The sequence below is a fragment of the Flexibacter flexilis DSM 6793 genome, from assembly GCF_900112255.1.
Classification (GTDB): Bacteria; Bacteroidota; Bacteroidia; order Cytophagales; family Flexibacteraceae; genus Flexibacter; species Flexibacter flexilis.
On sequence record NZ_FOLE01000006.1, the window covers coordinates 15777 to 35650 of the forward strand.

The 19874-nt window shown below is 45.3% G+C and carries 19 protein-coding genes; 10 read left to right on the plus strand and 9 right to left on the minus strand.

The features are described from left to right. Positions 1-10: 10 nt before the first annotated feature. Positions 11-901, minus strand: a complete 891-nt coding sequence (locus tag BM090_RS10450) for a hypothetical protein (protein WP_091512149.1) — start codon at positions 899-901, stop codon at positions 11-13. 164 nt (positions 902-1065) lie between these two features. Here BM090_RS10450 and BM090_RS10455 point away from each other — a divergent pair, with 164 nt between their 5' ends. The 7 genes from BM090_RS10455 to BM090_RS10485 all read left to right on the plus strand — a co-directional run bounded on the left by BM090_RS10455 (position 1066) and on the right by BM090_RS10485 (position 9546). Next, complete coding sequence (locus BM090_RS10455; RefSeq protein ID WP_091512152.1) at positions 1066-2247, plus strand: class I SAM-dependent methyltransferase; 1182 nt, start codon at positions 1066-1068, stop codon at positions 2245-2247. Between the two features lie 20 nt (positions 2248-2267). Continuing rightward, positions 2268-4172 (plus strand): AAA domain-containing protein, encoded by a 1905-nt coding sequence (locus tag BM090_RS10460; protein ID WP_091512155.1) that lies wholly within the window; start codon positions 2268-2270, stop codon positions 4170-4172. A gap of 64 nt (positions 4173-4236) precedes the next feature. Then, positions 4237-4743 (plus strand): dihydrofolate reductase, encoded by a 507-nt coding sequence (locus tag BM090_RS10465; RefSeq protein WP_091512159.1) that lies wholly within the window; start codon positions 4237-4239, stop codon positions 4741-4743. A 25-nt stretch (positions 4744-4768) separates the two neighbouring features. Next, on the plus strand, positions 4769-5716 hold the full coding sequence (locus BM090_RS10470) for a bifunctional riboflavin kinase/FAD synthetase (protein ID WP_091512839.1): 948 nt from the start codon (positions 4769-4771) through the stop codon (positions 5714-5716). 558 nt (positions 5717-6274) lie between these two features. Continuing rightward, complete coding sequence (locus tag BM090_RS10475; RefSeq protein WP_143083944.1) at positions 6275-7117, plus strand: hypothetical protein; 843 nt, start codon at positions 6275-6277, stop codon at positions 7115-7117. Between the two features lie 142 nt (positions 7118-7259). After that, entirely contained in the window at positions 7260-7838 is a 579-nt protein-coding gene (scpB, locus tag BM090_RS10480; RefSeq protein WP_091512842.1) for an SMC-Scp complex subunit ScpB, read from the plus strand. A 229-nt stretch (positions 7839-8067) separates the two neighbouring features. After that, positions 8068-9546 (plus strand): Do family serine endopeptidase, encoded by a 1479-nt coding sequence (locus tag BM090_RS10485; RefSeq protein ID WP_091512165.1) that lies wholly within the window; start codon positions 8068-8070, stop codon positions 9544-9546. 79 nt (positions 9547-9625) lie between these two features. Here the strand turns inward: BM090_RS10485 and BM090_RS10490 are convergent, their stop codons facing one another. From BM090_RS10490 to BM090_RS10510, 5 genes are all read right to left on the minus strand, one after another. Continuing rightward, positions 9626-10294 (minus strand): class I SAM-dependent methyltransferase, encoded by a 669-nt coding sequence (locus BM090_RS10490; protein WP_091512169.1) that lies wholly within the window; start codon positions 10292-10294, stop codon positions 9626-9628. Between the two features lie 5 nt (positions 10295-10299). Then, positions 10300-10752: a D-aminoacyl-tRNA deacylase gene (gene dtd, locus BM090_RS10495; RefSeq protein WP_091512172.1), complete on the minus strand. Its 453-nt coding sequence runs from the start codon at positions 10750-10752 to the stop codon at positions 10300-10302. Next, on the minus strand, positions 10752-11951 hold the full coding sequence (locus tag BM090_RS10500) for a M20 metallopeptidase family protein (protein WP_091512175.1): 1200 nt from the start codon (positions 11949-11951) through the stop codon (positions 10752-10754). Before BM090_RS10500 ends, dtd begins: the two co-directional genes overlap by 1 nt. A 55-nt stretch (positions 11952-12006) precedes the next feature. Then, a complete protein-coding gene (locus tag BM090_RS10505; RefSeq protein ID WP_091512178.1) occupies positions 12007-12399 on the minus strand; it encodes a type III secretion system chaperone family protein in 393 nt (130 codons plus the stop codon). Between the two features lie 213 nt (positions 12400-12612). After that, the gene (locus BM090_RS10510; RefSeq protein ID WP_091512181.1) at positions 12613-13068 is read right to left on the minus strand and encodes a GNAT family N-acetyltransferase; all 456 of its coding nucleotides are present in this window, start codon (positions 13066-13068) and stop codon (positions 12613-12615) included. Between the two features lie 133 nt (positions 13069-13201). Here BM090_RS10510 and BM090_RS10515 point away from each other — a divergent pair, with 133 nt between their 5' ends. Further along, a complete protein-coding gene (locus BM090_RS10515) occupies positions 13202-14410 on the plus strand; it encodes an S-adenosylmethionine:tRNA ribosyltransferase-isomerase (RefSeq protein ID WP_091512185.1) in 1209 nt (402 codons plus the stop codon). On the opposite strand, the gene BM090_RS10520 is transcribed toward BM090_RS10515, so the two are convergent. Both BM090_RS10520 and BM090_RS10525 read right to left on the minus strand, forming a co-directional pair. Continuing rightward, entirely contained in the window at positions 14407-14949 is a 543-nt protein-coding gene (locus BM090_RS10520; RefSeq protein WP_091512188.1) for a WcaF family extracellular polysaccharide biosynthesis acetyltransferase, read from the minus strand. The two genes, BM090_RS10515 and BM090_RS10520, sit on opposite strands and share 4 nt — an antisense overlap. Beyond that, positions 14930-16354, minus strand: coding sequence for a hypothetical protein (locus BM090_RS10525; protein WP_091512191.1), 1425 nt, complete (start codon positions 16352-16354; stop codon positions 14930-14932). The genes BM090_RS10520 and BM090_RS10525 overlap by 20 nt, the downstream gene beginning before the upstream one ends. 288 nt (positions 16355-16642) lie before the next feature. On the opposite strand from BM090_RS10525, the gene BM090_RS10530 reads away from it, so the two are divergent. Further along, the gene (locus BM090_RS10530) at positions 16643-17467 is read left to right on the plus strand and encodes a UDP-2,3-diacylglucosamine diphosphatase (protein ID WP_091512195.1); all 825 of its coding nucleotides are present in this window, start codon (positions 16643-16645) and stop codon (positions 17465-17467) included. Positions 17468-17505: 38 nt separating this feature from the next. Continuing rightward, positions 17506-18519, plus strand: coding sequence for a glycosyltransferase family protein (locus BM090_RS10535; RefSeq protein ID WP_091512198.1), 1014 nt, complete (start codon positions 17506-17508; stop codon positions 18517-18519). Here BM090_RS10535 and purD read toward each other — a convergent pair. Beyond that, positions 18516-19838: a phosphoribosylamine--glycine ligase gene (gene purD / locus BM090_RS10540; RefSeq protein WP_091512845.1), complete on the minus strand. Its 1323-nt coding sequence runs from the start codon at positions 19836-19838 to the stop codon at positions 18516-18518. The genes BM090_RS10535 and purD overlap by 4 nt on opposite strands. Between the last annotated feature and the right edge of the window lie 36 nt (positions 19839-19874).

The window sequence follows — 19874 nt, forward strand, 5'->3', positions numbered from 1 at the left end:
CAACAAATAGTTAGCTTACGATTTTGTTACGAATTTCTTTTACTTTGGCTGCAATCGGCGCGATGGTAGTATCGTCGAGTACCATATCGCCTTTATTTTCTTTAATTTTTTGAGACAAATTCAAAGAAGTATAGGCTTGTTGAAGCTCTTCCAATTGTTTTTTTAGATCATCAATTTCCGCCGAAGCTGGCACAGTACCCAATAGTTTTACAAGGTCGGCCAATGGTTTTTCTTGGTCGGCAACCGTGCGCACCAATTGCGTAAGCACACCGCTGCGTACTTCTTTAGGCAAATCTTTCGGATATTTTTCGGCAACACTTGTCGCCACATAAAGGCCTTCTACAAATCCGCCCACAACCACCAACGCCGCTACGTTGTGTTGTTGGTTTTCTTTCAAATATTTATCAGAAACTGCAATCGTCTGATTTACAATACTAATCAAAGAATCTTTATTCGATAAATTTGATTCTACGCGTTTTTGTACCGCTTCCACGTTAGGCGTAACTACGCCGATGTGTTGCGCCAATTTTTGAGCTGTTTTGATGTACGATAACGCATCTTGCGCCTTGTCGTACACACACAAATACGATAAATCTGCCGCATAAACACCCAAATTCAAGGCTGCTTTGCCCGTAGTAGTCGTATAGCTCGACTCTTTCGACAAAGGATTGGCTAATGTAGCGTTATACTCCGCGCCTGTGCTTTCCAATAATGCAGGGATTTCCGAAGCCGTCGGCAACTCGTCAATAACAGTTTCTACATTTTTTTCGTAAGTGGCAGCTTGGCTGGCCGTATCCGTTGGCGTTGTTGTTTCAGCACTTTTCGTAGCACTGTCTCCACACGCACTGAAAGTGGCTGCAATGGCTACGACTGCAAACCATTTTACTGTTGGCTTAATCATATCGAAAGGTTTAATATTTTTGACTTGATAGTAATTTTTTGGAAAACAAATCTACCTAAAAATAACAATCTGCCAAAAAACGACCTCGTTAATTTTGGCCGTGCTGCTTGCTGCCCACAATTTGACTACCTTTGTGCCTTCTGTGCCAACATATTATTCTTCTAATGCAACCCGACAATAACATTTCTAAATTTATACAGAATCTCGAAAAAAGCCTTACAGAAAACCACTTCGTCAAGGCTTCTTTGGGAAACTACAAAGGCACTACGCCCGATTTGAAAAATATTTATATCAAAAAAATTCTTATCAAATCCGCCGAAAAACTCAGTTTTACGTTTCGGTACCAGACCAGAGATATTGTAAAAAACTACGAAACCGCTCAAGCCGCCCAGCTGCTGCAAGAATGGTTTACTGATGGTTTTCGAGCGGCACACTTGGCCACCACCCAAGCCGATTGGCAATTGGATATAGCCAAGAAAACGACTTTAAAACAAACGCCTGCGAGCCAAACCAACAGCATTTCGGTGGCGCACAACCGCGAGAAAAAACGCCTCATCACGCCACAAGCCAACAGCTATTTGTTTGAGTTAAAACTCGCCGATGAGCAAGGCAATGTTTTCAAAAATAGCCAAGACAAATACAAGCAAATAAACCATTACATCGAAATCTTGCGTCCGTTGCTGGAGGCTACCCCAAAACACCCTACTTTTAGGGTGGCAGACATGGGTTCGGGTAAAGGTTATCTCACGTTTGCGCTGTACGATTATTTGCAAAACACGCTGCACCAAAACAGCCACGTAACAGGCGTAGAATACAGGCCAGACATGGTAACACTCTGCAACCAGATTTCGCAAAATGTCGGTTTTGCGGGGCTGGAATTTGTACAAGGAACAATACAAGACTTTGACAGTGAGGGAATAAATATGCTTGTGGCTCTGCACGCCTGCGACACGGCCACCGACGATGCTATCCAAAAAGGCATTGAAGCCGCAGCGAATTTGATAGTAGTTGCGCCGTGTTGTCACAAACAAATCCGCCGACAAATAGAAGCGGCCAAGCCCCAAAACGCACTGGAAAGCGTGCTCCGACACGGTATATTTTTGGAACGCGAATCGGAAATGGTAACCGACACTATCAGGGCGTTGGTGCTGGAATATTTTGGTTACAAAACCAAAGTTTTTCAGTTTATTTCTGCCGAACACACCGCCAAAAACGTGATGATTACCGCCGAAAAACGCCAAGACGCAACAGCCCGAAATCCAGAAGTTTTACACAAAATACAACAGCTCAAAAGTTATTTTGGGATAGAATTTCACCAATTAGAAAAACTTTTGAACTTGATTTAATTTTTTGAACAAAATAAAGAATGTCCTCTTTTCCTGCTATAACCCAATTGCTCCAGTGGCTCGAAGCCGAAGAAGCCTCCGAACGCGCCCAACACGAAGAAACTTTACAAAAAGTACCGCTTTCGGAACGCCGTAAAACAGGTATTTCGTGGTATCCGATTCAGATTCGGGAAAGCTATTACGACCGCGCCGAGCGGCTCACTTTGGAAGTAGAACGCCCACAAAACCGCGACGTAAGCCACCAATTCCAAAACGGACAAGCGGCAATGCTGTTCAGTACGCGCGAAAACGACCCAAGCCACAGGATTCGGGGCATCGTGTCGGCGGTGCGCGACAACCAATTGCGCATTACGTTGCAGGCCGACGAACTTCCCGAATGGGCAGAAAACGGCAAATTGGGCATTGATGCGCTGTTCGATGAAGTGAGTTTTAAGGAAATGCGCCAGACGCTCAAAGCCGTAACTGAAGCCAAAAGTAACCGTTTGGCACATTTGCGCGACGTGCTTTTGGGCGATAAAATGCCTGAATTTGAGAAAGATAATAACTTTGTAGTTCCTGCCAACCTCAACGCGGCGCAGGCGCAGGCTGTGCAGAAAATTTTGCAGGCCAAAGACATAGCCATCGTACACGGCCCTCCTGGTACTGGCAAAACCACGACCATCACCGAAGCCATTGCGCTGTGTTTGGCTGCCAAGCCCGACGCGCAAATTTTGGTATGTGCACCCAGCAACAACGCGGTAGATTTGCTAACGGCCAAGCTCCACGAAAAAGGCTTGCGCGTGTTGCGTTTGGGCAATCCTGCCCGCATCAGCGAGCAAACGATTCAGCACACACTCGATCAAAAAATCACACAACACCCAGAATACAAGCGAATTAACGAATACAAAAAACAAGCTGCTGCGTTTCGGAACATGGCTTCGCGCTACAAACGCAACTTTGGCCGCGATGAGCGAAACCAACGCAAATTGTTGTTTGATGAGGCGTATAAACTCCTGAACGAGGTTCAGAAAACGGAAGAATACATCGTGGGCAACCTGACGGAAAAAGCGCAAATTATTACTTGCACGCCCGTAGGCAGTACACACAAATCGCTGTCGGACAAGATGTTTGACTGGGTTTTTGTGGACGAAGCCGCCCAAGCCTTAGAGCCGTTGTGCTGGATTCCGATACAAAAAGCCCAACGCGTAGTGCTGGCGGGCGACCACAAGCAACTGCCGCCAACCGTCAAAACCGACCAACCTGAAGCAAGGCAAGGTTTGAGCATTACGCTGTTTGAAAAAGCCATTGCTTTGCAGCCGCAAGCCGCCGTGATGCTCGATACGCAATACCGTATGCACCAAATGATTATGGGTTTTTCGGGCGAATATTTTTATCAAAATAAATTGGCGTGTGCGCCATCGGTGCAGCAACGCAAGCCATTAGCCGCCCAACCTTTTGAGCTAATAGATACGGCAGGTTGTGGATTTGAGGAAAAAAATACACCCGAAGGAAGCGGTATTTTCAACCCCGAAGAAGCGCAATTGCTCCACAAGATTTGGCGAAATCTCCAAAACGAAATTCCCAATATTGGACAATGTTCTGTGGGCGTTATCTCACCGTATCGGGCGCAGGTAGAGCATTTGCGGCAAGTGTTTGCAGACGATTTGTTAAGCAATAAAAAACTGACAGTAAACACGATAGACGGTTTTCAGGGACAAGAACGCGACATTATTCTGATTAGTTTGGTGCGCAGCAACGACCGCCAAGAAATTGGCTTTTTGGCCGACTATCGACGCATGAACGTAGCCCTAACCCGTGCACGCCATAAACTCATCGTGCTGGGCGACAGTGCTACTTTTGCAGCAGACGCGTTTTATGGTGGCTTATTGGCATATTCCGAAGCACAAGCAGCGTACCGCAGCGCGTGGGAGTTTGTGGCCGATTAAATATCGCGTTGGTAATCTGTGGCTTTGTTCTTACCTTCGCAGCCCTTAAATTTGAAATTGACTTGTGAAAATATCCATGATAGTGGCCGTGTCCAGCAATGGCGTGATTGGCCACGAAAATCGTTTGCCGTGGCACTTGCCTGCCGATTTGAAGTTTTTTAAGCAAAAAACCCTGAATCACTGTATCGTGATGGGGCGCAAAACTTACGAGTCTATCGGCAAACCTTTGCCCAAACGCACGAATATCGTGCTGACTACCAACGCCAATTGGCAAGCCGAAGGCGTGGAAGTGGTGCATAGTTTGGCGCAAGCCATTGAGCTGGCCAAACAAAAAGGCGAAACCGAACTTTTTGTAATTGGTGGCGCAGATATTTTCAGACAAGTGTTGCCTTTGGTGGAAACCATTTATTGGACAAAAGTAAAAACCCACGTACAAGGCGATGCGTTTTTGGAACAGCCCGACGCTGTGCAGTGGGAGCAGGTTTCGGAAGAAAGTTTTGAGGCAGACGAACAAAACACTATTCCTTTTGCGTTTGTGTGCTACCAAAGAAGAAAACAAGAACAATTATAACTACTATAAACCAGCCCGTAGTATCGTGAAAATCATCAATGGTTTAGAGGAAATACAGCCCATTCCGTATGCCGTCGTAACGGCTGGCACGTTTGATGGCGTGCATCTGGGGCATCAGAAAATATTGAAACGCTTGCGCGAAATTGCCGACGCTTGCGGAGGACAAACCGTGTTGATTACTTACTGGCCACACCCGCGCATTGTGTTGAGTGGCGGCACGGATACGGGTTTGCGTTTGCTTTCTTCTTACGAAGAGAAAATACATCGTCTGGAGCAATTCGGGCTTGATTATCTAATTGTATTGCCTTTTACGAAAGAATTTGCGGCCTTAAGTTCGCAAGATTTTATTCAACAAATACTCATCGAAAAGCTCCACACGCGCAAGTTAGTGATTGGTTACGACCATCGTTTTGGCAAAAATCGCGAAGGTTCGTTTGAGCATTTGCAGGCCAATGCCGCCGCGTATGGCTTTGAGGTAGAGGAGATTCCGCGTCAAGATGTGGACGAAGTGGGCGTAAGTTCTACGCGCATCCGCAAAGCCCTCGAAGCGGGTGACACGGACACGGCCAATCATTATTTGGGTGCGCCGTATCTGTTTGTGGGCGAAGTGGTGCACGGCCAACAAATTGGCCGCGTTATTGGCTTCCCGACTGCAAATATTGCCATTGCCGACCCGTACAAACTTATTCCTGCAAGGGGCGTTTATGCGGTGCGTCTGATGCTCCCTGACGGACGTTTGTTTGGGGGAATGATGAGTATTGGGGTTCGCCCGACGGTGGACAATAGTGGCGTGCAAAGCATTGAGGTAAATATTTTTGATTTTGCAGAAGACATTTACGGCCAATCGGTGACGGTGGAAGTTATTGCGTTTATGCGCTGGGAAGAAAAATTTGCCAATTTGGCGGCTTTGCAAGTGGCTCTTTATGCCGACAAAGAAAATGCGCTCGAAATTTTGGCGGCGATTAGCAAATAAATAATAGAAGTACAGATATTTTACTTTTTATACAAGCCAATTCTTGCAGGTTTTAGAAGCCTGAGAGAATTGGCTTGTCTGATTTTCAGATTGTTGCGATTTTATAAAATGACTTTTACCTTATTCAAAATAAACTAAAATACGTGCAGTTCGTTGTTGGATTGGTGGTCGAGATGTTGTCTGTTGGTAAATTTGCGCCAGTTCAAAATGAAGAAGGTCAATCTTTTAGCCCAAATGATGACCGATGTTTTTGCCTGCAAAGTAGGAAACAGCGGAGTATATTTATTGGTAATGCTCGAAATAAATAAGATACATTTTGTTGTAAATGGTTGATTTATAGTAAAGTAGTGTATTGTTTTTTGAAGCGACATTCATTTTGCATTTGCTTGCAGTGTAAGTAGTTGTGACTTATGTTTTTTAACTATTACAGTAAGAGTGGTACACTTTTTTCTTGCCTCTGCTGTGGTAAAGTCTTCGGTATCGTAGCGTGGATTTACTACCTTTGTAAAACTATGAGCAAAAAGTGGCATAGTTTATCCTATTTCAATTTGTTAGCGAATGTCATTACTGAAAATCCTCCAATACCTTAACTTTGATGTCGTACTGGGTGCAATCCTAAGTCTGTTAATGGTTCAGCATTTATCGGACGTATTGCCGCAGTTGAGTGTATCGGTGTGTTTGGCATTGGCAGTGTTTGTGGTGTATAGTACGGATCGTCTTTTAGATGTATTTGGTAATAAAGAATCAGATATTCTTACAACACGCCACCGTTTTTATTTTAAGCATTTTGGGGGATTGGCTCTACTGACGGCGCAGGCTATTTGGGTTGGTGGGGTAGTGGCTTGGCAATCTTTGCCCAATACGGTTTGGATTTTTGGCTTACGTCTTTCCGCAGCGGTGGTAGCATACTTGCTTTTGGTACAAATTTTACCCAAACCCATCAAAATATATTTTCCTAAGGAAGTTCTCACTGCTTTTGTTTATTGTGCTGGTATTTGGGGCAGCGTGAAAGCGCAAGGCGCACAAACTTCTATGGCATGGTATTGGGCTGCTAGTGTGTTTGGGCTTATAGCCTTGCTCAATCTATTGTTGTTTACTTACTATGAGTACGACCGCGACCTCAAACAGCAACAAGCTGCATTGTTTCATCGGTGGGGGAAGAAAAAAATAAAGCTAATTTTTAATGTTTTAGCAGTAATAATATTGTTATCCGTGGTTATGCTTATGTGGCAAAAGCATACGCCTCATATTTGGCTTTGGGTAGAAATGACAGAAATGGCAATGGCATTATGGCTTGTATTGGTCATGTATCAACCCAAACTTTTTAGAAGGGCTTCGCGGTATAGGTTTGCTGCTGATGCCGTGTTTTTGTTTCCAGCTTGGGTATTATTTTTGAATTAAAGTGCTTACTGACAGTTACTTGTTTGTATTTAACCCCAAAGATTTTCAATGGGAAATTGCTAAAGTAAATTAGTTTTTGCTTGTGTGCGTTTATTGTTTTAAACCCAAAACAATTGAGCTCCTTTTTTTTTATTTTTGCCGCATGGATTTTCTTCACAAACACATCGAAGCCCTGATTTTTTGTAGTGCCGAGCCGCTCAGCGTGGCCGATATGCGCCGTTGTCTGTCGGAAATGCTCAACACCGACGTGCCCGAAGCCCACATCAATAAGGCCATTGCAGTGCTTACCGAAAAATATCAGGCCGACGAATACGTCTTTGCGATTGCCAAACTTTCGGGCGGCTATCAGTTCCTGACCAAACCCGCATATCAGACGAGCATCAATATTTTATTACAACAAAAATCGAAAAAACGGCTTTCTACGTCGGCACTCGAAACGTTGGCCATTATCGCCTACAAACAGCCCGTTACCAAAGCCCAAATCGAACAAATCAGGGGCGTAAACTGCGATTATGCACTCCAAAAATTGCTGGATAAAGAATTGGTAGCCATTCAGGGCAAAGCCGACACAGTTGGCCGCCCGTTGCTGTATGGCACAGGTACGAAGTTTATGGAACATTTTGGCCTTAATTCCTTGCGCGATTTGCCGCAACTCAAAGACATTGCCGCCGAACAAAACGACAACGAAATCGGGACGGCCACAGACAATACCGAAAACTAAACTTTTGACATAGACAACTGACATTTTGTCGGATTCTGGGTTTTGAAAAAGTGTAGGCATTGTTTTTGTTTTTAGGCAAAAAGATAGATTAAACGATTGTTTTAACATTTTTTAACAGAAAAAAACAGGCGAATATTCAATAAATGCACAATTATTGCGGTTAATAAGCCAAAAGCACTTGATTGAGGCTTTTCTGAAATCGTCAAAAAAACATTAGAACTTTAAGTTTATGAAAAAACACTTGCCTTTGGTGGCTTCTGCTATAGTAGGGAGTGCCATCACTTTAGGAGCGTATCAATTCATGCCACAGCGCACAGGTGTGGTGATTCGCGAAACCCAAACATCTGCGCCGATACTCACTTCCGCACACGGCACTGCCGAAGCTGCGCCGCTGGATTTTTCGGCCACAGCCGAGCGCGTAACCCCTGCGGTAGTTCACATCAAATCCACGATTGGCGTACAAAAGCCACAGGCTTCAGCCCAACAAATTCCTGATGCTTTCCGCGACTTTTTTGGCGGTGGCGGCAATCCGTTTTTCTTTGGCGAACCGATGCAGCAAGCCCCACAACAAAGCACGGGTTCGGGTGTAATTATTAGCTCAGATGGCTACATCGTAACCAACAATCACGTAATTGACCACGCCGACGAGTTGGAAGTAACACTCCACGACAACCGCACTTACAAAGCCAAAGTCATTGGTACAGACCCTTCTACGGATTTGGCCGTGATTCAGATAAAAGAAAAAGATTTGCCGACATTGGGTTTTGGAAACTCTGATGCCGTGCGCGTAGGCCAATGGGTTTTGGCCGTCGGCAACCCGTTTAACCTTTCTTCGACCGTAACGGCGGGCGTAGTAAGTGCCAAAGGCCGTAACTTACGCATCGTAAAAGACAAAGCCGCCATTGAGTCGTTTATCCAAACCGATGCAGCCGTAAACCCTGGCAACAGCGGCGGCGCGTTGGTGAGTTTGGATGGCGGTTTGGTGGGAATCAATACTGCAATTTATTCACAAACAGGCTCTTATGCGGGATATGCTTTTGCCGTTCCGTCCAAGATTGTTGAAAAAGTAACCGAAGACCTGATTCGTTATGGCGTAGTGCAACGCGGATTTTTGGGTATTACGATTCGTGACCTGAACAGCACTTTGGCCAAAGAACACGACCTCGAAATTACGGAAGGTGTGTTAGTGGACAGCCTCACCAAAGAAAGCGCAGCCAAAGAAGGCGGCGTAAAAGCGGGTGACGTAATCGTGAAAGTAGATGGCCACGAGGTGAAAAGCAGTGCGCAATTGCAAGAAGCCATTGGCCGCCACCGCCCAGGAGATAAAGTGGCTTTGGTGGTAAATCGCGAAGGCAAAGAAAAAGATTTGACCGTAACACTCAAAAACCAAGCAGGCAACAAAGAAATTGTGAAAAAAGAAAAACAAGAAGTGTTGTCGTCGTTGGGGTTGGAGTTGGAACAAGCCAGTAGCAAAGAATGCAAAAAAGCTGGTGTCGAGTCAGGCGTGAAAATCAGCAAGTTACTTGCAGGCAAATTGCGCCAACAAACCGATGTTCGCGAAGGATTTATTATTACCAAAATAGACAAAACACCTGTTAAGTCTGTGAAAGACGTAACCGACTTGCTCAACAGCAAAACAGGCGGCGTAATGATGGAAGGCGTTTATCCTGATTACCCTGGTACGTATTACTACGCATTTGGTTTATAATATTGGGTTGAGTAAATAAAAAAGGTTGCGCCTCTGTCAATTCTGACAGAGGCGCAACCTTTTTACAACCATTCATAAATTACAATTTTTGAAGCAGCAGCACGCCAAAAGTGCGTTCTACTTTTTGGCCGATGTTACTAAATGTTTCTTCGGTATAATGCTTTTGTTCAAGATGTTGATGCGGAATATTTTTAACCAAATTCAAAATACCTTCGGTGTCATAAAGCGAAAAACCGTATTGCGTGAAAGCCAGTTTTTGCATCGAGTCTTTTTCAACAAAACTCAAACACAAATAGCCTCCACTTTTTAATACACGGCCAATTTCACGAATATAGTTCACAGGATTTTGCCAAAAATAAACCGTATTCACCGAAAAAATAATGTCAAAATGTGCATCTGGCGCAGGAATGTGAGTGCCGTCGGTGAGCAAAAAACGCGCTTGCCCTGCGGCAATGGTTTGCGCGTTTTCTTTTTGAGCTTCCTCGTACATTGTTTGGGATACTTCCAAGCCAACATACTGAATATTAGCTGCTTTGTGGAGAAATTCGGGCAGATGATGTGCATTTCCATGTCCAATTTCCAGCACTTGCGCACCGTCTGTAATCGGCAAAGACTCGATAGTTTTCCGAATCATGTTATCATTGGTAACATTCATACGCTTGCCCAACTGTACGCCGTCCTCTCCTTTGGGGTGGCTAAGTTGTTGGGCTAATGCCTTGAGTTGTTCTTCGGAAAGTTGCTGCGCCATTAGGTTTATTTTTTATTTTGAGAATCAATAACAATAGTTACGGGGCCATCATTGAGCAAAGAAACTTTCATGTCTGCCCCAAAAACACCTGTTTGTACAGGCTTGCCGAGCAAACCGCCAAGTTCTTGTATCATTTGTTCGTACAAAGAAATGGCAATTTCTGGCCGCGCCGCTTCTATAAACGAAGGCCTATTTCCTTTTTTGGTAGAAGCCAACAGCGTAAATTGACTGATAAGCAAAATATTGCCGTTTATGTCTTGTACAGATTTATTCATTTTGCCTTCTTCGTCAGAAAAAATACGCATGGCCGCAATTTTGGCGGCAAGCCACTGTACATCGTCGGCAGTGTCAATAGTGGCAATGCCAAGCAGCACCAACAAACCCGCCTCAATTTGGCCGTTTACGTGGCCATCTATGCGCACGGCGGCTTCCGTAACGCGTTGAATTACAGCTACCATTATTTGCTACTAAGTTCTGTTACAGCCAACCAAGCCATTAGTCCCGCTCCTATTTCCAAAGCGGCTTCATCTATGTCGAACGTCGGCGTATGTACGCCCGACGTAATGCCGCGCGTTTCGTTGCGTGTGCCGAGTCTGTAAAAACAGCCGTCCATTTGTTGCGTGTAATACGAAAAATCTTCGGCAGCCATCCAAATATCCAAGTCCACTACTTTTTCTTCTCCCAAATATTCCACAGCCGCCGAGCGCATACGCTGCGTGAGTTCTGGGGCATTTTTCAGAAATGGATAGCCGTGCATAATCGTAAACTCGCACGAACCGCCCATACTTTCGGCGATGCCTTCGGCAAGTTTTTTCATGCGGGCGTGTGCTTCGCCGCGCCATTTTTCGTCTAAAGTACGGAATGTTCCTTCCAATTTTACTTCATTCGGAATAACGTTGGTTGCGCCATTGGCAATTACTTTTCCGAAAGATAAAACGCTGGGAATACGCGGATTAGCCATGCGGCTCACTACTTGCTGCAATGCTACAATGATATGCGAAGAAATTAGAACAGGGTCAATGAACATTTCGGGCATGGCACCGTGTCCACCTTTGCCGCGCACGGTTACATAAATTTCGTCGGTGCTGGCCATGTACAAACCTTCCCGAAAACCAACCATACCCGCTGGCAGCATCGGCATTACGTGCTGGCCAATAATGGAGTTAGGACTTGGATTTTCCAGTGCGCCATCTTTAATCATCAGCGAAGCACCACCCGGAATTACTTCTTCTCCAGGTTGAAAAATGAGTTTCACCGTACCCTCAAACTCGTCTTTATGTGCAAAAAGGAGTTGTGCAGCCCCAAGCAACGATGCCGTGTGTGCATCATGGCCGCAAGCGTGCATAACTCCTTCTTTGGTGGATTTATACGGTACGTCATTCGCTTCTACGATGGGCAGCGCGTCCATGTCGGCACGCAAAGCCACCACTCTACTATCAGGATTGCGGCCTTTGATGAGGGCAACCAATCCCGTATTGGCAACGCCTTCTTGGGGTTCTATCCCGATTTGGCGCAAATAATTGGCAATAAATTTAGCAGTTTCAAATTCCTGAAAAGAAAGCTCAGGATTTGCGTGAATCTGGCGGCGTGCCGCCACTACTTGTGGAGCAATGGCCGTAGCCATTTGTTGCAATTTTTCTTTAAGCGAATATTCCATAAATCATGCAAAAGCATTGTGAACAGTTCGCCAAAGATAAGCATTAGAACTTTTGTTAGTTCACATCTTGCCCCGTAAGTTCAAATTCGAGCTGGTCGGCCACTTGTGCCACTTCGCTCATAATGTCGGAAAGCTCTTCGTCGGTGGCTCTGGCGGCAGGAATAGCGGCGGCCACTTGCACAATGCCTTCATGTATCACCACTTTGCAATAACAAAGCTCGTGATTAAGTTCTAACAAGGCGACATGGTCTATGTATTCGTTGGCTGGGCACACTTTGGACAAAAACTCAATTACTGAGCGTCCGTTGCGTACCACTTGATACACGCCTACGTTCTGAAAACGACTGGCACCCAAACTCACCGTAACCACATCTACTGTGTCGGTGTATTCGATGAAGGAGTTACGAGTACGCTCCGCGTAGTCCCGTAAGAATTGTTGGAGATTCATGGCTAAACTAAATTAAAGGTGATACGAATAGTTTAGTTAGTTGTTTATGTAAAAATGGAGCGGTTTGGCTTGTTGTAAAGATAGCAAAAGTTTTGAAGCTAAAATAATTATTCCAAGCCCAAAGATGAAAATAGCCACAAGTAACAATATTTTTTAAAATACAATTATTGGTTACAGACAATTTTCTACTCTTTTATTACTTAATATCTGCTTTTAAGAAAAAGTAAGTATGCCGTTTACCCATTCAGGGTCGAATTGTGCGCCAAATTTGCGGTAAAAGTTTAACGCGGGTTCGTTCCATTCGAGTACTTGCCAAGTCATGCGCTTACAACCTTCGTCTTTGGCGTGTTGTATGGTTCTTTCAAAAAGCTGATAACCAATATTTTGTCCGCGCATTTTTTCGGTAACGATAATATCTTCCAAATATAAAACCTTGCCTTTCCAAGTCGAATACCGATAATAATACAAGGAAATGCCCACAATTTTATTTTCTTGCTCGGCCACAAAAAAACCAAAAATCGGATTTGCGCCGAAGCCGTCTATTTCCATTTGCTCGACCGTATTTTCTACTTCGTGGGCGGCTCGCTCATATTCGGCCAACTCTTTTACCAATTCTAAAACTTGCGGCAAATCCCCGATTTGACCTTTACGAATTTCAATCTTGCTCATATTTTGTTTTGAAATTTGAAAAAACGCCGCAAAAATGCCGTTTTCAGTTGGTTTTGGCTAAGTTTGCAGGCCGTTTGTTTTGCTACAAACGTATTATTTTTCCCGAATTTTACTAAAAAAGCGGTTTGTAATTATGTTAGACCCCATTCGTAAAGAGGATTTTCTTTACACGCTGCCCGACGAAAAAATAGCTCGTTTTCCGCTGCCCCAACGCGATACCGCCAAATTGTTGGTGTATCGTCAGGGCCAAATCCAACACAGTCAATTCAGGCATTTGGGCGAGTTTTTGCCGCCAGATAGTTTTTTGTTTTTTAATAATACGAAAGTAATTGCGGCGCGTATGGCTTTCCAACGCGACACAGGCGCACACGTCGAAATATTTTTGCTCAATCCCACAGAACCTACGCCTGTGGTGGCTTTGGCCATGCAGCAAACAGGTTTTTGCGTTTGGCATTGCATGATTGGCAACAAAAAACGCCTCAAAACCAACGAAATTTTAACCAAAAATATCCAAACCGAAACAGGCCAGAGCCTCCAACTTCGCGCCCAACTCATTGATTTAGAAAATATGTTGGTGCGTTTTGAGTGGTCGCCTGCCGATATTTCGTTTGCACAAGTAGTGGAACAAGCTGGCCAAATGCCATTGCCGCCTTACCTGAAACGCAGCGAGGAAGCCGCCGACAAATTGCGTTACCAGACTGTTTATGCCCAAAATGAAGGCGCGGTAGCTGCTCCTACGGCGGGGCTGCATTTTACGCCTGCGGTTTTTGAGGATTTGCAGCAGCGCGGCATGGCGCACGATTATGTTACGTTGCACGTAAGTGCGGGCACGTTCAGGCCCCTACAAGCCGACAACGTACTCGAACACGAAATGCACGCCGAGCAGCTTATTTTTTCGGTCAAAAATTTGGAAAATCTGCTGGCCAACGAACGCATTATTGCTGTCGGGACTACGTCCATGCGTGCACTGGAAAGTTTGTATTGGTTTGGAGTAAAGCTCTTGAAAACCAACGATAAAGATTTTAGAATAGACCAATATTTGCCCTACCAATTCGAGGCCGCAAGCCTGCCCACACGTGCGCAATCGCTTACGGCTGTTTTGGATTTTATGAAAGAAAATAATTTGGAGGAGTTGGGCGGCCAAACACAAATTTACATCGTGCCCAGCTACGAATTTAAGATTTGCAAAGGCATTGTTACGAATTATCACCAACCCGAAAGCACGCTAATTTTGTTGGTAGCGGCTTTTGTGGGCGAAAATTGGCGCAAAATCTACGACGAAGCCCTTAACAACGATTATCGCTTTTTGAGCTTCGGAGATTCGTCGTTGCTGCTGCCCTAAACGCGTTGGCGTTTGGGTTGTGCGGGGTTGCCCTGATACACGGTGTAGGCTTCGAGCGAATGCGTAGCCACCGAGCCAGCCGCCAAAACGCTATGCGATTTGCAAACCACATTGGGGCAAACGACGGCTTTTGCCCCAACCCACGCGCCTTCTTCGAGCGTGATTTCGCCTGTGAGCAAATCGAAAGTTTCTCGTTTGTAGTCGTGGCTTCCCGTCAATAACATCGCGCCTTGCGAAACGCACGAATTATCGGCCAGCCGCACCATCACCAAATTATCTATCCAAACCTCTTCGCCAATCCAAACATGGTTGCCTACTTCCAAAAGCCAAGGATATTTGATATTTACCGAAGGTTTTATCACGACACCCGCGCCCACTTTTGCGCCAAAAAGTCGGAGCAATCGCACTTTCAGGCCGCTGACAGGATTCAGGGGATTAATAAAAAACAAAGCATTGCAGAAATACCAAAGCAAACGCTTCGGCGCGGAAGCCTTCGGGCTATACCAGTCGTTATTAAATTTACTTAGATTTACGTTCATACCAAAAAACTTCTTTTAGTTTGTAATGGCTCAGCAAGCGCACCAGCGCAAACGGAAACATCAGATACACAAATAGTTCGACTTGTTGCGGCAAATATCCGCGCGTAATAATCTGAAACATAAACGCCGTGCAGCAGAGTTTCCAAGCCAAATAAAAATCGCCTTCGGGCAAATGTGCGAGCCTGCCCAACAGCCAACCCACCAGCGCAGCCAACACAATCAGCCCAATCCAACCAAACGACAAATAATATTCTTCCCAGTCCGTAATTGCTCCCGTGCGCGGCGGTTGCCCTGCTTCGGGCGTGCCTTGTGCTGCCCACTGCCATTCTAATAATGGAGGAAAAGGTTTTTTGTTATTTGGGAAAAATTGCGAAGGAATAGCGCGGTAATAGGTTTGCAAGAACATGGTACGTCCCCAATCCAGCGGCATTTGATGTTCGTCGCGATAGCGCAACATTAACATAAATACTTGGCTGTTGATAGTTTGTTCGGTGAGTAGTTTTTCGTCGAAGCGGCGCAAATCCAGTGTTGTTTCTGAGCCGATGCGTTTGGCGATGGCCATACGATTCAGCGTAAGCAACATTATTCCCAACACACAAACAATAATTACTAACAAAGCCTTCCAATAGTCTTGTGGTCGCCAACGCAAATTATACCAAAAATAGCCAGCCGCACCCACCATCAGCATAATAATTCGGTATCGCCAGCCCGACAGCAAGAAAAAATAGCCGCAAACCACCACCAAAGCCCACCACCAAAGGCGCGGCATTCGGTACACCAAAAACATGATAAGTATGCTAATGAGCGTATTGATTAAGGCTTCCAAATACCTATACTCAGGGTGTGGAGCTGTAAGGGAATATAAAAAAACAACACCTTGTTCTTCTCCTGTTGTATTACTAAAGTCGAATAAGAGCATCCAATTCATAAAACCAGCCTTGTATAAATTGTAAACAATTGCTACCCAACACAATACAAACAACACCGAAAGCACTACCAACGGACTACGCCAGTCATCATAGGTCAAGAGTTTGCGATACGGACGAGTTGGGCGCAAATGCACGCTGCTCCAATACCCGAACGTAAAAGCAGCCAAACCGACCACATACACGCCCATTGCTTCGGGGAAATACGCGCCATAATCTATTCCGTATAGACTATTTACGCCCGTATAAAAATTGATAGCTGGCGTAACGCCCACATAAAAAAAGTAAACGAACAGCGAAAAGCAATACGCCAAATGCCGCGAAACACCTCCCCAACGAAGCACTTGCAAGAGATTGAAAATAAACATGATGGCCAGTGCCCCAAATGCCAAGTGTACAAACCACTCCATTACGATAAGGTCAAAAATTTCTGTCAGGTAGATGATAAACAAAAGGCCTTCACCCTCACGGCAGGCCATTTTGAAATGAAGGGCAAAGGTAAATAAATTTTTGGGGCTGCAAAGAGGCCTTTTTCTGGCTCTAAAATGTTACGGAGAGTTTTATAAAAAGTTATTTGTCAGTGGGTTAGTGGGCTTTGGTGTAGCCAAATTGTTAGCCAAAAGTTAGAGAAATAAACTTTTCTTATTTAAAGATAAAATCAGCAGCACAAATTTCATTTTTCTAACAAAACAATTTAATTCTTTCACAAAAACCGCTTGACTATCAGGTAATACACCAAAAGTAACTTAGCAGAAAAAGAACGACACATGGATTTCAAGAGAAAACCTCAAATCGTTGTTATCAGCGACACACACTTAGGTACTTACGGCTGCCATGCCAAAGAGTTACTGCAATATCTCAAATCCGTTCAGCCTGAGTTGTTGATTCTCAACGGCGACATTATCGACATTTGGAATTTGAGTAAAAGTTATTTTCCTGCCTCGCACATGGACGTGCTGCGCCGCATTATGAAAATGGCCAGCAAAGGCACAAAAGTAGTCTATATCACTGGCAATCATGATGATATGTTGCGAAAATACACGGATTTGGAAATGGGAAATCTGGAAATTGTGGACAAATATCTGTTGCGCATCAACGGCAAAAAAGCGTGGTTTTTTCATGGCGATGTGTTCGACAACACTACCAAAGGTTGGGCTAAATTTTTGGCCAAACTCGGCGGCAAAGGTTACGACTGGCTTATTTTACTGAATCGCCTCATCAACTGGATTTTGGAGCGATTGGGCAAAGAAAAAATGAGTTTCTCGAAACGCGTAAAAGATAGCGTAAAAAAGGCCGTAACGTGGGTCAATAATTTTGAAACGACGGCGGCAGAATTGGCTATCGAAAAAGGTTACGACTACGTGATTTGCGGCCATATTCACAAACAACAAATTCGCGAAATCCAGACCGAAAAAGGCAAAGTTCAGTACCTGAACAGCGGCGATTGGGTCGAAAATCTCACGGCCTTAGAGTTCGACAATGGCCAGTGGAGCATTTACGAACATACGCTTGATTACCAAGAAGTAGCACCGTTTGCGGTGTCTGCCGAAGAGGTAGAACTTGACTTTTTGAGCAAAATATTAGCTTCCTAAATTTCTCCAACACACTTACTACAAACGCTCCCAAACTTATGAAAATCTTTTATGCTGTGCAGGCCACTGGCAACGGGCATTTGAGCCGCGCTTCGCAATTGTATCCGTTTCTGAAAAAATACGGTGATGTTGATTTTTTTGTAAGTGGCTGTAATTCAAATATTGATTATGCCTTTCCCGTCAAATACAAAAGTCGGGGTTGGAGCTTGCACTACAGCAAAACGGGCGGTTTGGACTATTGGGACATTTTCAAACATACCAGCCCGCGCCAAATGTACAAGGACGCGGCGGCACTGCCACTCAAGCAATACGACGTGGTCATTAACGATTTTGATTTTATTACCTCGCTGGCTTGCCAAACGCAAGGTGTTAGCTCCGTGCAATTTGGGCATCAGGCCAGTTTCCAGAGCAAACACACTCCACGCCCCGACAGCACGAATTTATTAGGAGAAATGATTTTGCAGAATTTTGCACGCGCCAACCAATACATTGGCCTGCATTTCGAGCAATACGACAAATTTATTTTTCCGCCCATCGTCAAGCAGGAATTTATCCAAGCCGACATCACCGACGAAGGCCACGTAACCGTATATCTGCCCGCTTTCATGCGCGAAAAGTTACTGGCCAATTTTTCGCAACTGCCGCACATTCGTTTTCATTGGTTTTTACCCGAAATAAAACAGCCGTTTACGGAAAAAAATATTAGTTATTATCCAGTCAATCAACAACTTTTCAACGAAAGTTTGCGCACTTGCAAAGGCATCATCACGGGGGCAGGATTTGAAACGCCTTCGGAGGCTTTGTACATGAACAAAAAAGTGTTGGCCGTGCCAATTCAGAAACATTATGAGCAAGAATGCAACGCGGCAGCCATGCAGCGCATGGGCGTTTGTGTAGTCAAGAAAATAGATGATTTGTTTGCTCACAAAATAGCCAAATGGTATGCCAGCCCTCAAACGCAAACGAGTGTTGCGGCCAATAACATCGCCGAAACACTCGCTTATTTATTCGATACATATCCGTATGCCAAAACGCGCCGCCCAATGGCTTAGTAGGCACTGTGGCTCAGGTATTTTTTGAGGTCGTTGGCTACATCGCGGCGGAAATAACGGTCTTGCCACTGAATCGTTTCGGCGGCTTTCATGGCTTTGGCTTGCGCTTCTGGCAACGAGTCGGCTAAGGCCGTAACCGCAATTACGCGGCCTCCGTTGGTTAAGGTTTGTCCTTCGGCGGCTTTTGTTCCTGCCTGAAACACCAACACATCGGCTTGCTGTGCAGCCTGCTCAATCCCCGAAATCACATGACCTGTTTGGTGCTGCACGGGGTAGCCGCCAGCCGCCAACACCACCGTTACGGCGGTTTGCGGGTTGAGTTTAAAATCCACTTCCTGCAAACGTCCTTGCGCAGTAGCCGTGAACACTTCTACCAAATCTGAGGTAATGCGCGGCACTACGGCTTCGGTTTCGGGGTCGCCCATGCGTACATTGTATTCTATCACGTAGGGTTTGCCCGCCACATTCATTAATCCAATAAAAATAAAACCTTTGTAGTCGATGCCTTCCGCCGCAAGTCCCGCGATGGTTGGCTCTATAATTGTTTTCTCGACTTGCTCCATAAAGGCCGCATCTACGAAAGGCACAGGCGAAACCGCCCCCATGCCGCCCGTATTCAGGCCAGTGTCTCCTTCGCCAATGCGTTTGTAGTCTTTGGCTTCGGGCAAAATCTTGTAGTTTTTGCCATCGGTCAGCACAAAAACTGATACTTCGATTCCATCCAAATATTGTTCAATGACCACTTTGCTACTGGCCGCCCCAAATTGTTGTTCGAGCAACATTTGGCGCAATGCTTCGGTGGCTTCTTCGTGTGTTTGGGCAATAATTACGCCTTTGCCTGCGGCCAAACCATCGGCTTTGAGCACTACGGGCAAGCTGTGCGCGGCCACGTATTCGAGGGCTTGCGGCCATTGCTCCGCCGTGAAAGTCTGGTAAGTAGCCGTCGGGATAGCGTATTTTTGCATAAAGTTTTTAGAAAAATCTTTGCTTCCTTCCAGTTGTGCGCCTTTGGCCGAAGGCCCCACGATAAGAATCTGAGAGAGTGCAGGTTGTGCCGCAAAATAATCTACAATTCCTTCCACCAATGGCACTTCTGGCCCCACGACCACCAACGAAATTTGGTGCTGAAGGCAGGCCGCTCCCAAAGCCTCGAAATCCGTCACGGCAATAGGCAAATTGGTGGCGAGGCTGGCCGTTCCTGCGTTGCCGGGGGCGACAAACAAACGGTTACAAAGTGGGCTTTGGCTCAAATGCCACGTAAAAGCGTGTTCGCGTCCGCCGTTGCCGACGATAAGGATATTTTGCTTTAGATTTTCCATAATATCTTTTTGCTCAATGAGTTGTAAGGAAGATAA

What these genes read in the sequence shown, in the direction of transcription:
- BM090_RS10450 (WP_091512149.1), bottom strand. Translation starts at nt 901, where the DNA reads ATGATTAAGCCAACAGTAAAATGGTTTGCAGTCGTAGCCATTGCAGCC.
- BM090_RS10455 (WP_091512152.1), top strand. Translation starts at nt 1,066, where the DNA reads ATGCAACCCGACAATAACATTTCTAAATTTATACAGAATCTCGAAAAA.
- BM090_RS10460 (WP_091512155.1), top strand. Translation starts at nt 2,268, where the DNA reads ATGTCCTCTTTTCCTGCTATAACCCAATTGCTCCAGTGGCTCGAAGCC.
- BM090_RS10475 (WP_143083944.1), top strand. Translation starts at nt 6,275, where the DNA reads ATGTCATTACTGAAAATCCTCCAATACCTTAACTTTGATGTCGTACTG.
- scpB (WP_091512842.1), top strand. Translation starts at nt 7,260, where the DNA reads ATGGATTTTCTTCACAAACACATCGAAGCCCTGATTTTTTGTAGTGCC.
- BM090_RS10485 (WP_091512165.1), top strand. Translation starts at nt 8,068, where the DNA reads ATGAAAAAACACTTGCCTTTGGTGGCTTCTGCTATAGTAGGGAGTGCC.
- BM090_RS10490 (WP_091512169.1), bottom strand. Translation starts at nt 10,294, where the DNA reads ATGGCGCAGCAACTTTCCGAAGAACAACTCAAGGCATTAGCCCAACAA.
- dtd (WP_091512172.1), bottom strand. Translation starts at nt 10,752, where the DNA reads ATGGTAGCTGTAATTCAACGCGTTACGGAAGCCGCCGTGCGCATAGAT.
- BM090_RS10500 (WP_091512175.1), bottom strand. Translation starts at nt 11,951, where the DNA reads ATGGAATATTCGCTTAAAGAAAAATTGCAACAAATGGCTACGGCCATT.
- BM090_RS10505 (WP_091512178.1), bottom strand. Translation starts at nt 12,399, where the DNA reads ATGAATCTCCAACAATTCTTACGGGACTACGCGGAGCGTACTCGTAAC.
- BM090_RS10510 (WP_091512181.1), bottom strand. Translation starts at nt 13,068, where the DNA reads ATGAGCAAGATTGAAATTCGTAAAGGTCAAATCGGGGATTTGCCGCAA.
- BM090_RS10515 (WP_091512185.1), top strand. Translation starts at nt 13,202, where the DNA reads ATGTTAGACCCCATTCGTAAAGAGGATTTTCTTTACACGCTGCCCGAC.
- BM090_RS10520 (WP_091512188.1), bottom strand. Translation starts at nt 14,949, where the DNA reads ATGAACGTAAATCTAAGTAAATTTAATAACGACTGGTATAGCCCGAAG.
- BM090_RS10525 (WP_091512191.1), bottom strand. Translation starts at nt 16,354, where the DNA reads ATGGCCTGCCGTGAGGGTGAAGGCCTTTTGTTTATCATCTACCTGACA.
- BM090_RS10530 (WP_091512195.1), top strand. Translation starts at nt 16,643, where the DNA reads ATGGATTTCAAGAGAAAACCTCAAATCGTTGTTATCAGCGACACACAC.
- BM090_RS10535 (WP_091512198.1), top strand. Translation starts at nt 17,506, where the DNA reads ATGAAAATCTTTTATGCTGTGCAGGCCACTGGCAACGGGCATTTGAGC.
- purD (WP_091512845.1), bottom strand. Translation starts at nt 19,838, where the DNA reads ATGGAAAATCTAAAGCAAAATATCCTTATCGTCGGCAACGGCGGACGC.